The 12,453-nt window shown below is 65.3% G+C and carries 13 protein-coding genes; 11 read left to right on the top strand and 2 right to left on the bottom strand.

Translation table 11 applies throughout. From position 1 onward, the window contains the following. The first annotated feature begins 66 nt into the window (after positions 1–66). From ACIBG0_RS13810 to ACIBG0_RS13790, 5 genes are all read left to right on the top strand, one after another. The gene (locus ACIBG0_RS13810; protein ID WP_397032336.1) at positions 67–381 is read left to right on the top strand and encodes a hypothetical protein; all 315 of its coding nucleotides are present in this window, start codon (positions 67–69) and stop codon (positions 379–381) included. Between the two features lie 84 nt (positions 382–465). Then, on the top strand, positions 466–2,019 hold the full coding sequence (gene ffh / locus ACIBG0_RS13805; RefSeq protein ID WP_397032334.1) for a signal recognition particle protein: 1,554 nt from the start codon (positions 466–468) through the stop codon (positions 2,017–2,019). A 324-nt stretch (positions 2,020–2,343) separates the two neighbouring features. Further along, complete coding sequence (locus tag ACIBG0_RS13800) at positions 2,344–3,459, top strand: amidohydrolase family protein (protein WP_397032332.1); 1,116 nt, start codon at positions 2,344–2,346, stop codon at positions 3,457–3,459. Positions 3,460–3,579: 120 nt separating this feature from the next. Then, positions 3,580–4,563 (top strand): LLM class F420-dependent oxidoreductase, encoded by a 984-nt coding sequence (locus ACIBG0_RS13795; RefSeq protein ID WP_397032330.1) that lies wholly within the window; start codon positions 3,580–3,582, stop codon positions 4,561–4,563. A 184-nt stretch (positions 4,564–4,747) separates the two neighbouring features. After that, positions 4,748–5,287, top strand: a complete 540-nt coding sequence (locus tag ACIBG0_RS13790; protein WP_397032328.1) for a Uma2 family endonuclease — start codon at positions 4,748–4,750, stop codon at positions 5,285–5,287. A gap of 68 nt (positions 5,288–5,355) precedes the next feature. Here the strand turns inward: ACIBG0_RS13790 and ACIBG0_RS13785 are convergent, their stop codons facing one another. Further along, a complete protein-coding gene (locus ACIBG0_RS13785; protein ID WP_397032326.1) occupies positions 5,356–5,523 on the bottom strand; it encodes a hypothetical protein in 168 nt (55 codons plus the stop codon). Between the two features lie 225 nt (positions 5,524–5,748). Here ACIBG0_RS13785 and rpsP point away from each other — a divergent pair, with 225 nt between their 5' ends. From rpsP to trmD, 4 genes are read left to right on the top strand one after another with little or no spacing between them, the layout of a single operon-like run. Further along, complete coding sequence (gene rpsP / locus ACIBG0_RS13780; protein WP_364341737.1) at positions 5,749–6,174, top strand: 30S ribosomal protein S16; 426 nt, start codon at positions 5,749–5,751, stop codon at positions 6,172–6,174. Beyond that, positions 6,174–6,416 carry an RNA-binding protein gene (locus tag ACIBG0_RS13775; protein ID WP_040693288.1) on the top strand — a complete coding sequence of 81 codons (243 nt, stop codon included), beginning with the start codon at positions 6,174–6,176 and terminating at the stop codon, positions 6,414–6,416. Before rpsP ends, ACIBG0_RS13775 begins: the two co-directional genes overlap by 1 nt. Next, entirely contained in the window at positions 6,416–6,937 is a 522-nt protein-coding gene (gene rimM, locus ACIBG0_RS13770; RefSeq protein ID WP_397032324.1) for a ribosome maturation factor RimM, read from the top strand. Before ACIBG0_RS13775 ends, rimM begins: the two co-directional genes overlap by 1 nt. Positions 6,938–6,961: 24 nt before the next feature. Next, on the top strand, positions 6,962–7,642 hold the full coding sequence (gene trmD / locus ACIBG0_RS13765) for a tRNA (guanosine(37)-N1)-methyltransferase TrmD (RefSeq protein ID WP_397032322.1): 681 nt from the start codon (positions 6,962–6,964) through the stop codon (positions 7,640–7,642). Positions 7,643–8,088: 446 nt separating this feature from the next. Here trmD and ACIBG0_RS13760 read toward each other — a convergent pair whose 3' ends face one another. After that, on the bottom strand, positions 8,089–8,943 hold the full coding sequence (locus tag ACIBG0_RS13760; RefSeq protein ID WP_397032321.1) for a LuxR C-terminal-related transcriptional regulator: 855 nt from the start codon (positions 8,941–8,943) through the stop codon (positions 8,089–8,091). 96 nt (positions 8,944–9,039) lie between these two features. Between ACIBG0_RS13760 and ACIBG0_RS13755 the strand changes: the two genes are divergently transcribed. Then, positions 9,040–10,728, top strand: a complete 1,689-nt coding sequence (locus tag ACIBG0_RS13755) for an AMP-binding protein (RefSeq protein WP_397032319.1) — start codon at positions 9,040–9,042, stop codon at positions 10,726–10,728. Next, positions 10,728–12,368 carry an AMP-binding protein gene (locus tag ACIBG0_RS13750; RefSeq protein WP_397032317.1) on the top strand — a complete coding sequence of 547 codons (1,641 nt, stop codon included), beginning with the start codon at positions 10,728–10,730 and terminating at the stop codon, positions 12,366–12,368. The genes ACIBG0_RS13755 and ACIBG0_RS13750 overlap by 1 nt, the downstream gene beginning before the upstream one ends. Positions 12,369–12,453: the final 85 nt, after the last annotated feature.

Here is a 12,453-nt window from a genome sequence, read left to right as displayed (position 1 = left end):
GCAGCGGGCCTGCCGCACCCTACGATCAGAGCGTCCGGCTATCGCGAGCATGAGGGGAGCAGGTCGGTGGCAATTGAAGTCGTTTCCGCGTCGATGATGACGAGTGACGAAACCACGCATATGGCGCGCTGCGTCGGCGGTGATCGGTGGGTGGTCTCATGGCTGCCCGGCCGGACACTGTCCGGACGGCAGGCTGTGACCGCTATGACGATTGCCACCACCGTTGCCGCCCGCGATGTGCCGACGGGTCCGGACTGGGTCATGCTCGACGACCTGGCCCTCGAGCTCGGTCTCACCGGTCGAGAGGCGGTTTTCATGGTTGCTCAGGAGAACCACGACTACCGCAAGACCGCCAAACCGCGCCGCCGCGCGTTGGATTAACCGAGCACCGCTTGCGCACACATGTGGGCAGTCCCATTACCCTGGGGTATCAAGTGACGTCCCACGAGATCAGGAGCGCGATCGGTGTTCGAATCCCTGTCCGACCGGCTTACCGGTGCCCTCAAGGATCTTCGCGGTAAGGGGCGTCTGTCACCGGCCGACATCGACGCTACCTGCCGTGAGATCCGCCTCGCCCTGCTCGAAGCCGACGTCGCGCTGCCTGTGGTGCGCGGTTTCATCGCGAAGATCAAAGAGCGGGCCAAGGGTGCGGAGGTTTCCGCCGCTCTCAATCCGGCCCAGCAGGTAGTCAAGATCGTCAACGAGGAGCTCGTCGGCATCCTCGGCGGCGAAACCCGCAGGCTGACCCTCGCCAAGAATCCGCCGACGGTGATCATGCTCGCCGGTCTGCAGGGTTCCGGTAAGACCACCCTGGCGGGCAAGCTCGCGAAATGGCTGAAGGGGCAGGGTCATCAGCCGCTGCTGGTGGCCTGTGACCTGCAGCGCCCCGGCGCGGTCACCCAGCTCCAGGTGGTCGGTGAGCGCGCGGGTGCGCCCGTTTTCGCCCCGCATCCCGGCACCTCCATCGGCGGCGGCCAGAATCCGCTCGGCATTTCGGCGGCTGACCCGGTCGCGGTGGCCGAGGCCGGTGTCGAGGAGGCGCGCAGCAAGCAATACGACGTCGTTATCGTCGACACCGCCGGTCGCCTCGGTATCGACGCCGAGCTGATGGCGCAAGCCGCTGGCATTCGCGATGCGGTCAAGCCGGACGAGACGCTGTTCGTGCTCGACGCGATGATCGGGCAGGACGCGGTCAATACCGCGGAGGCCTTCCGCGACGGCGTCGGCTTCACCGGTGTCGTTCTCACCAAGCTCGACGGTGACGCTCGCGGTGGTGCGGCGCTGTCGGTCCGGAATGTGACCGGCTCACCGATCATGTTCGCCTCCACCGGTGAGAAGCTCGAGGACTTCGACGTCTTCCATCCCGACCGGATGGCCTCGCGCATCCTCGGCATGGGTGACGTACTGAGCCTCATCGAGCAGGCCGAACAGGTCTACGACCAGCAACAGGCCGAGGAAGCCGCCCGCAAGATCGGCAGCGGCGAGATGACGCTCGAGGACTTCCTCGACCAGATGCTCGCCATCCGCAAGATGGGACCCATCGGCAACCTGCTCGGCATGCTGCCCGGTGCGGGCCAGATGAAGGATGTGCTGGCCCAGGTCGACGATAAACAGCTCGACCGGGTGCAGGCGATCATCCGCGGTATGACCCCGGCCGAACGCGCGAACCCGAAGATCATCAACGCATCTCGGCGGCTGCGCATCGCCAACGGCTCCGGCGTACAGGTCTCCGAGGTCAACCAACTCGTCGACCGCTTCTTCGAGGCGAAGAAGATGATGGCGATGATGGGCCGCCAGATGGGCCTGCCAGGTTCGCGCCGCGGCAATACGAAGAAGGGCAAGAAGGGCAAGAAGGGTGGGCGCGGACCGACGCCGCCCAAGATGCGCGGAGGGTTCCCCGGTATGCCCGGTATGCCCGCGGGAATGCCGGATCTGTCCGGTATGCCCGCCGGACTGGACCAGTTGCCCCCCGGCCTCGAGGGTTTCGACCTGTCCAAGCTGAACTTCCCCAAGAAGTAGGCATCGCCAACTTTCGCGGTGCCGTTGCAGCGCAAGGCAACCAACCGTCCGCCGTGCCGTGCTGATTCGTGCACCCCATGCTTTGAACCGGGCGCTCTCCGCGCGTGGGGTACCCGGCTGACTAACGCCAGTCGGGAGCGGTTGCTGGTGTGCGTGGGGCTATGTGCGCTCGAACTGGCACCCGGTCTTGGAATCGGGCACCGTCTACAACGGGTGCCGGGTTCGAACGCGGCAGGCCCGGATTGACATCGGCTGGGAGCCGTTGCCGGAGTGTGCGGGCCCGGTGACCGTCAAGGGGCGTGGGCAGTAGGTTGGACGGTGCCGATGAGGGTCGAGGAGGTTGCTGTGCATCTGCGGGGTGTGGTTCTCCCTGATGACGAGGTGCGTGACCTGTGGGTGCACGATGGGCTGGTGTCCTTCGAGCCCGTCGTGGGGGCCGAAACACTATGCGGCACAGGGTGGATCGTGCCCGGCCTCGTCGATGCGCACTGTCACGTCGGGATCCGGTACGGCGGGGGACACGAGGAGCGCGCGGGGGCTATTGCCCAGGCCGAGACGGAGCGGGACGCGGGGGCGTTGCTGCTGCGCGATGCGGGCTCACCCATCGATACGCGCTTCATCGACGAGCATGAGGAGCTGCCCCGGATCATCCGTGCGGGCCGCCATATCGCCCGGCCACGGCGGTATATCCGGGAACTCGGTATCGAACTCGACGATGAGCGTGATCTGCCGGAGATCGTCGCCGAACAGGCGCGATTCGGCGACGGCTGGGTGAAGATCGTCGGGGACTGGATCGACCGATCGGTGGGCGATCTGCGACCGCTGTGGAGCGATGCGATCCTGAAGGAGGCGATCGACGCCGCGCACGCCAATGGCGCACGGGTGACGGCGCACGTTTTCGGCGAGGACGCGCTGCCCGGCCTGATCAACGCGGGCATCGATTGCCTCGAACACGGCACCGGTCTCGCCGACGACACCATCGAATTGATGGTCGAACACGGCACCGCGCTGGTCCCGACGCTGATCAATATCGACACCTTCCCCGAAATCGCCGACAGCGCAGGCAAATTTCCCATCTATGCCGCACATATGCGCGATCTGCACGCACGCGTCCGGCGCACGGTCGCCAATGCGCACGATGCGGGCGTTCCGATTTTCGCGGGCACCGATGCGGGCGGCTCCATCCGGCACGGTCGCATTGCCGACGAAATCGCCGCGCTGTCCGGAGCGGGGTTGTCGAAACACGACGCACTCGGCGCGGCATCCTGGAATGCCCGCACCTGGCTCGGCCGACCCGGCATCGAGGCCGGTGCGCCGGCGGATTTCGTTGTCTACCAGGAAGATCCGCGCATCAATCCGGCCGCGCTCGCCGAGCCGCAGTACGTCATCCTGCGCGGGCGCCTCGTCAAAACCCACAATCCCGTGACCGGCCACCGCTGACCAATCGCAGTGCGCGCAGGCTCGCGCTCGTGCGAGGTCGGTGTGCGACCGACTCCCAGGTCAGGGCATTGATGTGGCCAAGATCGGGAGGGCGGGGCGGGGCGCGCGTAGGGTCGAGTTATGACCATTCGCCTCGGCTACCAGATGCCCAACTTCAGTTACGGCCAGCCCGTCAGCGAACTCTTTCCGACCGTGGTCGCGCAGGCCAGGGAGGCCGAATCCGCCGGTTTCGACACGGTCTTCGTGATGGATCACTTCTATCAGCTGCCCGGTCTCGGTGAGCCGAGTGAGCCGATGCTGGAGGCGTACACCACGCTGTCCGGAATCGCCGCGTCTACCGAACGAATTCAGTTGTCGGCGTTGGTAACCGGCAACACCTATCGCAATCCCGCACTGCTCGCCAAGACCGTCACCACCATGGATCTGGTGAGCGGCGGACGGGCCGTGCTCGGCATCGGCGCCGGTTGGTTCGAGCTCGAACATCAGTCCTACGGGTTCGAATTCGGCACCTTCACCGAACGCTTCCAGCGGCTCGACGAGGCGCTGCGGATCATTACGCCCATGCTGCGTGGTGAGCACTCGACCTTCGACGGCAAGTGGTACCACACCGAAAACGCCATGAACGAGCCGCGGCTGCGCAATGACTTGCCGATCCTGCTCGGTGGTGGCGGCGAGAAGAAGACCTTCGCACTGGCCGCCCGCTTCGCCGACCACATAAACATCATCTGCAACGCCTCCGAGCTGCCCCGCAAGATCGAGGCACTGCACCAGCGCTGTGCCGAAAACGACCGTGATCCGAGCACTTTGGAGATCAGCTACCTCTGTTTCCTGATGATCGACGAAGACGGCGACCGTGCACGCAAACAACAGCAGGATCTGCTGCGCGGCATCGGCGTCGACCTGTCCACGCTCTCGGAGGACGAGCGCAAGCAGACCATCGCCGACCGCCAGTTCGTCGGCAGCCCGGCCGACGTCGCCGAGCAACTGCAGACCAGGGTCCTCGACCAAGGTGTGCAGGGCCTCATCGTCAACATGGTGACAAACGGCCACGAGCCGGGTGCGGTGGATCTCGCCGGTCGCACCCTCGCCCCGTTGGTCCGCTGAGCGGTTGACCTGAACGCCCATTTCCTGGCCGAATCCCGGGCATCCCACGAATCGTGCTCGGGAATGGGCGCTCACGCTAAAGCGATGCTCAGGTTAAAGTTGACTGATAACGGTCGCGGGCGACGGAGATCGGACGGATATGACGATGAGCGCCGAGGTTGCGATGATTCATCCCCTGGGGCCAATGACTGTGGAAGACTGGCTGGCCGAAGAGCAGCCGTCCGATAGATCTCGACTCGAACTCATTCTGGGGTACCTCCACATGACGCCAGCGCCCGGCGGTCCGCATCAGTATGCGTCGTTGGAATTGGCGATTGTGTTGCGCGACGCGCTACGGGCTGCGGGACGTACGGATTTGAATGTACTGCCAGCGGTGGCTGTGCGGATCAGCACGGCTTTCCGTACGGGGATCATTCCCGATATCGCTGTGGTGAATGTCGATTTCAACCACTCCAGCTTCGCGCCCGAGGACCTAGTGCTTGCCGTCGAGGTGTGGTCTCCGGGTAATACCCGTGAGGAGCGGGATACAAAGATCGCCGGATACGCGGCCGCACGTGTTCCGTATCTTTGGGTTGTGGAGTTGCCCGAGGACAAGCCAGCACGCTTCTGGGGCTATCGGCTCGGTGAGAGCGGATACCGTCAGGAGGTATACGCCGCGGCGGGCGAGACGGTCGTGGCTCCCGGACCCGTTTCGATCACCGTCGAAACGGCAGATCTGCGCTAGGGTGCGCCGGGTCGAAGCCGTACATTCCGGGCCGGGGTCGTGCTGCTGCGCTACGAACCACGTGATCGTCAGCTCAGCAGGTTCGCGATCACCCCGATCACGCCGCGGATACCGCCGACAGTGGCGCGCGCGAGACCAGGCGCCAGCAATTCCATGGCCGCGTCACCGCCGACTTCGGTGGCTGACTCGGCAACCACGCCGCGCTTGCGCCGACGGCGACTCCTGAAGATCCCCATGTTGTGATTATCCGAGGCAGGCCGTCGATCGTTTCCCGACGACGCGATTTCAGGAGCGGGGGATCGGTCTGGCAGAATGGACCATCGTCCTTCCTGGACAAGTGTCAGCCCGTCTCCGGTTACGCACCGCGCGGCGGTCACACACTCCAAGCGCAAAACCGGGCTCGCAGACCGTGCGGGTCGCTGAATTGCGTCGTGACCAACCACTGAAAGGCAGATCAGCACATGGCTGTTCGCATCAAGCTCACCCGTCTCGGCAAGATCCGCAACCCGCAGTACCGCGTGGTCATCGCCGATGCTCGCACCCGTCGTGACGGCCGTGCCATCGAGAACGTCGGCAAGTACCACCCGAAGGAAGAGCCGTCGCTGATCGAGATCAACTCCGAGCGCGTGCAGTACTGGCTGGGTGTCGGCGCGCAGCCGACCGAGGCCGTGCAGCGGCTGCTGGAGATCACCGGCGACTGGCAGAAGTTCAAGGGCCTGCCGGGCGCCGAGGGCACCCTGAAGGTGAAGCCGGCGAAGACGTCCAAGCTGGACCTGTTCAACGCCGCGCTGGCCGCCGCCGATAACGAGCCGGTCGCCGAGGCCGTCACCCCCAAGAAGAAGGCCGCCAAGAAGGATGAGGCCGCCGAGACCGAGGCTGCCGAATAATGTCGGCAGTCGTCGCCGATGCCGTGGAACATCTGGTTCGCGGCATTGTCGCCAATCCGGATGACGTCCGGGTCGAGCTGATCACCGGCCGCCGCGGACGCACCGTCGAGGTGCACGTCAACCCCGATGATCTGGGCAAGGTGATCGGTCGCGGCGGTCGTACCGCGACCGCGCTGCGCACCCTGGTCGCCGGCATCGGCGGCCGGGGCATCCGGGTCGACGTGGTCGATACCGACGCTTAATGGAACTCGTCGTGGGCCGGGTCGCCAAATCGCACGGTGTGCACGGCGAACTGGTCGTCGAGGTACGCACCGACGATCCCGACGCGCGTTTCGCACCCGGTGTGCGGCTGCGCGGGCGAGCGCGATCCAACGAAGTCCGTGAGTTCACCGTGGAGTCGGCCCGAGAACATTCGGGCCGACTCCTCGTGCAACTCGTCGGGATCTCCGACCGCACCGCCGCCGATGCGCTGCGCGGCACGCTGTTCATCGTGGACAGCGCGGAGCTGCCGCCCTCGCAGGATCCGGACGAGTTCTACGACCACGAGTTGGAAGGCCTGACCGTCCAGCTCACCGATGGCACCGTTGTCGGCAGGGTTACCGAAGTGCTGCATTCGGCTGCGGGAGAACTGCTTTCAGTGCGGGCCGCCGATGACGGCAGGGAAATCCTCATCCCGTTCGTCACCGCGATCGTGCCGACGGTGTCGCTTGCGGATCAGCTGGTCGTCATCGATCCGCCCGAGGGTCTGCTCGATCCGGAGTAGCGAATCGCCGGACAAGAGGACAGCATGAAACTCGATGTCGTCACGATATTTCCGGAGTATCTGGAGCCGCTGCGAACGGCATTGCTGGGCAAGGCCATCGACAAGGGCCTGATCTCGGTGGCCGTGCACGATCTGCGGCGCTGGACCCACGACGTGCACAAGTCCGTCGACGATTCGCCCTACGGCGGCGGCCCTGGAATGGTCATGAAGCCGACGGTCTGGGGCGATGCCCTCGACGAGGTATGTCCCGACGATGCCCTGCTCGTGGTGCCGACGCCCGCTGGCGTGCCCTTCACCCAGGCCACCGCGCAACGCTGGGCAACCGAAAAACACCTCGTATTCGCTTGCGGTCGTTATGAAGGCATCGATCAACGCGTCTTCGACGATGCCGCCCGCCGGGTACGCGTCGAAGAGGTCAGCATCGGCGATTACGTCCTCATAGGCGGTGAAGCCGCAGTCCTTGTCATGGCTGAAGCCGTAGTCCGCCTACTTCCTGGCGTACTCGGCAATCAGCAATCCCACCAAGAGGATTCGTTCTCCGACGGACTGCTCGAGGGGCCGAGCTATACGCGTCCCGTCTCCTGGCGCGGCCTCGAAGTGCCGCCCATCTTGTTGTCCGGTGATCATGCCAAGGTCGCCGCGTGGCGGCGTGAACAGTCGCTTGCACGGACCCGCGAACGGCGCCCAGATCTGCTCGAGGAATAAAACTACAGACTCGACGCCCTATCGAATGTATCGTTAATTAACGGCACATTAATTAACGGCGAACGGTAGGTGGCTATGGTGACAGCGGCTCGCTTCGGGACGGTGCGTCGAGCGGTGGTCTCGACTCTGATCGGTGGCGCGATGATCGGCCTATCGGACCTAGCCGCGCCCGAAATCGTCGAAGTCAGAGTCGCCGCAGATCGGGACACACATGAGCCCGATGCTGGCCGTAGCCGCAACAGTGCAGGTCAGCGCGGCCGCAGCAGCAACCACGGGCAATACAAAGGCCGCAACGAGCGCCCATGCCAGTACACCCCAGAAGGCGTCTGCACCGGCGGGCGCTGACGGGGCTCGGTCATCATGTCGCGCACAGATTCGCACGCCGCGCATCGAATCGCCCGAGATTCCGCGCGCGGCGTGCGAATTCGTGCGCGGGAGGTCGCTGGTCAGGGCAGCAGGCCGAGGCGGCGGGCGGTGACGACAGCCTCGTGGCGGGAGTGCGCGTCGAGTTTGGTCATCGCGTTGCGCAGATAGCTCTTGACTGTTTCCGGAGAGAGCGAAAGGCGCTGGGCGGCTTCGTGATTGGTGCAACCGAGCGCGATCTGGGACAGCACGTCTAGTTCCCGACGGGACAGGCGCGGGGCATCCTCGGGCGGGTCGCCGACCAGGAGTCGGGTGAGGCGTTCGCACACCGAGTGCAGGCGCTCCCGTAGGCGCGCGTCCTCGGCCGAGCGGGCCGCACCGCGCAGTTCGGCATTGATCTCACGCAGCTCCTCGGCGACGGCGGGTGCGGTCTCGGGCGCGGGAGTGGTCATTTCCAGCAGGCGCAGGCGACGGTCCACCTCGTCACGGATGGTGATCTCGGTGGCCAGGCGTCGGCTGGCCGCGACGACCAGGTCGGCGGTGCGATCGCCGAGCGGGGTACCGCCGCGGTTTGCGGCATACAGCACCGCGCGGGAGCGATCGTCGACTACCACGGGCACCGCAAGCACCGAGCGGATGCGTTCGCCGGAGACCGGGCCGTCGTAGTGGTGGGTGATATCGGAGGCGCTGCGGTAGTCGGCGACCGAGGCGGGACGGCGCATATCCATGACCCGTCCGCCCAGCCCGGAGGTGCGCAGCACGGTCAGTCCGCGCAGGCCATTGGTGACGGTGCCGACAAATTCGGTGAGCAGCAGCGCGTCGTCGTGCACTTCGCCGCCGAAAACCACCGGCACGCCCGCCTTATTCGCCACCCAGCGGATCTCGGCGCGCAGCGCATCGCCGTCGCGCGGGCGCAGCAGCGCGGTGGTGTGGGTCAAAAGACTCACCCCTTTTCGGGGGTAGTGCCGAACGTGATGTGACCCACATCCTATTGGAGATCGAGGTGGCGTGGATCACCGATGAGGAGAGGCGAGATGACCGTGGACCTGAACGCGCGCGTGCGCGAGCTACTGCAGACCTACGATGGACCCGATATCAGCGCGGCGGATCTGCTGTGCGACCGGCACCCGGCCGATCGGGTCGCGTTCACCATTGTCGACCCCGACCTGACCGCGACGGACCTGACCTACGGTGAGCTTCGCGAACGCTCCCAGCGCTGCGCCGTCGCCCTGGCCGACCTCGGCGTCCAACCCGGCGACCGTGTCGCCACGCTCATGTCGAAATCCGCCGACCTGGTGGTCGCGCTGCTCGGTATCTGGCGGCGCGGCGCGGTCCATGTCCCGCTGTTCACCGCCTTCGCCGCACCCGCCATCGCCTTCCGACTGGCCGCGAGCGGCGCGACGATCGTCATCGCCGACGTCGATCAGGCGACAAAGCTGGTACCGAGTGACGACATCCCGGCTGATCCGCCGTGGCGCGTCGTCATTGCCGGGGACGGTCCGGAACCCGCTCACGTGCAGGTGCCCGATGCGAGTTCCACTCAGGCGACCCCTGCGCGGATGCCCCCACTACGTTTCGCGGATCTGCTTGCCACGCACTCCGCGGACGACCCGCGAGCGGCTGCCGTGGCGGTCGGCGGGGACGGGCTGTTGGTGCAGTTGTTCACCAGTGGCACGACGGGTACGCCGAAGGGGGTGCCGATTCCGGTGCGAGCGCTCGCGGCATTTCATGCCTATCAAGAGTTTTCACTGGACGTGCGCCCGGACGACGTCTATTGGAATGCGGCGGATCCGGGTTGGGCGTACGGACTGTACTGGGCGATTCTGAGTCCGCTGGCCTCCGGTATCCGCAGCCTGCTGCTGCATGCCGCCTTCTCCGCGCCACTGACCTGGCAAGTTCTCGAGCGATTCGGCGTCACCAACTTCACCGCCGCACCGACGGTCTACCGTGCGCTGCGGGCCGACAGCGCCTGCGCCCCTACCGATCTTCAGTTGCGGCGGGCCTCGTCCGCGGGCGAACCGCTGACTCCGGATGTGGTGACTTGGTCGATCGAAACCCTCGGCGTGGCGGTGCGCGACCACTACGGGCAGACCGAGCACGGCATGCTCATCTGCAATTCCTGGCACGACGCGCTGCGAGTAGAGGCTCCCGCGGGCTCGATGGGGCGGACAATGCCGGGTTGGCATTGCGCGGTGCTCGCCGACGATGCAGACGTCGAAGCGCCAATCGGGGAACTGGGCCGAGTCGCGATCGATACCGAACACAGCCCGCTGCTGTGGTTCCTCGGCTACCTCGACGCTCCGGAGCGCACCGCGCAGCGCTACACCGCCGACGGGCGCTGGTATCTGACCGGGGATGCCGGATCCCAGGATGCGGACGGTTTCTTCCACTTCTCCGCCCGCGACGACGATGTCATCATCATGGCCGGGTACCGCATCGGTCCGTTCGAGGTAGAAAGCGTGCTGGTGCTGGATGAGCGGGTGGTCGAGGCCGCGGTGGTCGGCATGCCCGACGAATTACGTGGTGAGGTGCTCGAAGCATTTGTGGTGTTGCGCAACGGTTTCGAAGGTAGCGCCGAACTCGAGACGGAATTGCAGACTCTGGTGAAACGCAAATTCGCCGCACACGCGTATCCACGAAAGGTGCATTTCGTGGACGCTCTACCCAAGACGCCCAGCGGCAAGGTGCAGCGTTTCATTCTGCGACAGCAGGGGGTTCGGTGATGTCCGCACTCGCAAGTTACGCATCCGGCAGCGCGGAAACCCCGCTGCTCGGCGACACCATCGGCGATGACTTCGACCGCATGGCCGCCGCCTATGCGGACCGGGAAGCGTTGGTGGACTGCTCATCCGGCCGCCGCTGGACCTATCGCGAACTCGCGGCCGCGGTCGACCAACTTGCCACCGGATTGGCCGAGCGCGGTATCGTCAAGGGGGATCGGGTCGGTATTTGGGCTCCGAACTGCGCCGAATGGTTCCTGACCCAGTATGCGACCGCGAAACTCGGTGCGATTCTGGTCAACATCAATCCGGCCTACCGCACCAGCGAACTGGAATACGTGCTGCGCCAAGCCGGTGTGCGCACGCTGATCGCCGCGCCGGAATTCAAGACATCGAACTACGTCGCCATGATCGAGCAGGTCCGCCCGAATTGCCCTGGCCTGGAGCAAGTTCTGGTACTCGGCTCCCCTGAATGGGATGCGGTGGCGCAGACCGCTATCGATGCCGAGCGACTGACGGCGATCGCCGCGACACTGTCGATGGACGACCCGATCAATATCCAATACACCTCCGGCACAACGGGTTTTCCCAAGGGCGCGACGTTGAGCCACCACAACATCCTGAACAACGGCTACTTTGTCGGCGAACTCTGCGGCTATACCGAACAGGACCGGATCTGCGTACCCGTCCCGTTCTACCATTGCTTCGGCATGGTTATGGGCAACCTGGCGAGCACCAGTCACGGTGCGGCCGTGGTGATTCCGGCTCCCGCATTCGATCCGATCGCAACCCTGGATGCGGTCGCGGCGGAGCAGTGTACCTCACTCTACGGCGTACCGACGATGTTCATCGCCGTACTCGCGGAACTGGATTCGGGTAAGAACGTCGACCTGTCCAGCCTGCGCACCGGCATCATGGCCGGATCACCCTGCCCGGTCGAGGTGATGAAGCGGGTGATCGATCGCATGGGCATGCGCGAGGTGTGCATCTGCTATGGCATGACCGAAACCTCCCCGGTATCGACCCAGACCCGCCGCGATGACGGCATCGACCGCCGCACCGCGACGGTCGGCCGGGTCGGCCCCCACCTCGAGGTCAAAATCGTCGACCCCGCAACTGGTTTGACCGTGCCGCGCGGTGAACCCGGGGAACTGTGCACCCGCGGCTACTCGGTCATGCTCGGCTACTGGTCCGACCCCGAGAAGACCGCCGAGGCCATAGATGCCGCCCGCTGGATGCACACCGGCGATATCGGCGTCATGGACGACGACGGATACCTCGCCCTCACCGGCCGGATCAAGGACATGGTGATCCGCGGCGGTGAGAACATCTACCCGCGCGAGATCGAAGAATTCCTCTACACCCATCCGGACATCCTCGACGCCCAGGTGATCGGCGTCCCCGACCCGAAGTACGGCGAGGAGCTGATGGCCTGGATTCGAATGAAGGACGGCACAACACCATTGAACGCCGACGCGGTCCGCGCCTTCTGCGCCGGCAAGCTCGCACACTTCAAGATCCCGCGCTATGTGCATATCGTCGACGAGTTTCCGATGACCGTGACCGGGAAGATCCGCAAAGCCGAAATGCGCGACCTGGCTGCGGAACTGCTCGCATCTTCGGACCGCGACGACATCTTGTGAGCACGTGTCGGGGACGTCCGGAACCAGTTCGACTGCCGGTTCGCACGGAGTCTTCGGGCACCGCACGACCGGCAGCAGTTCCCGG

It is taken from the genome of Nocardia sp. NPDC050630 (assembly GCF_044457245.1).
Taxonomy (GTDB): Bacteria; Actinomycetota; Actinomycetes; order Mycobacteriales; family Mycobacteriaceae; genus Nocardia.
The sequence above is the reverse complement of the archived record's forward strand: the minus strand, read 5'-3'. Positions and strand labels throughout refer to the sequence as shown.

What these genes read in the sequence shown, in the direction of transcription:
- rimM (WP_397032324.1), top strand. Translation starts at nt 6,416, where the DNA reads ATGGAACTCGTCGTGGGCCGGGTCGCCAAATCGCACGGTGTGCACGGC.
- ACIBG0_RS13795 (WP_397032330.1), top strand. Translation starts at nt 3,580, where the DNA reads ATGACCATTCGCCTCGGCTACCAGATGCCCAACTTCAGTTACGGCCAG.
- ACIBG0_RS13750 (WP_397032317.1), top strand. Translation starts at nt 10,728, where the DNA reads ATGTCCGCACTCGCAAGTTACGCATCCGGCAGCGCGGAAACCCCGCTG.
- ACIBG0_RS13800 (WP_397032332.1), top strand. Translation starts at nt 2,344, where the DNA reads ATGAGGGTCGAGGAGGTTGCTGTGCATCTGCGGGGTGTGGTTCTCCCT.
- rpsP (WP_364341737.1), top strand. Translation starts at nt 5,749, where the DNA reads ATGGCTGTTCGCATCAAGCTCACCCGTCTCGGCAAGATCCGCAACCCG.
- ACIBG0_RS13785 (WP_397032326.1), bottom strand. Translation starts at nt 5,523, where the DNA reads ATGGGGATCTTCAGGAGTCGCCGTCGGCGCAAGCGCGGCGTGGTTGCC.
- ACIBG0_RS13790 (WP_397032328.1), top strand. Translation starts at nt 4,748, where the DNA reads ATGACTGTGGAAGACTGGCTGGCCGAAGAGCAGCCGTCCGATAGATCT.
- trmD (WP_397032322.1), top strand. Translation starts at nt 6,962, where the DNA reads ATGAAACTCGATGTCGTCACGATATTTCCGGAGTATCTGGAGCCGCTG.
- ACIBG0_RS13755 (WP_397032319.1), top strand. Translation starts at nt 9,040, where the DNA reads ATGACCGTGGACCTGAACGCGCGCGTGCGCGAGCTACTGCAGACCTAC.
- ACIBG0_RS13775 (WP_040693288.1), top strand. Translation starts at nt 6,174, where the DNA reads ATGTCGGCAGTCGTCGCCGATGCCGTGGAACATCTGGTTCGCGGCATT.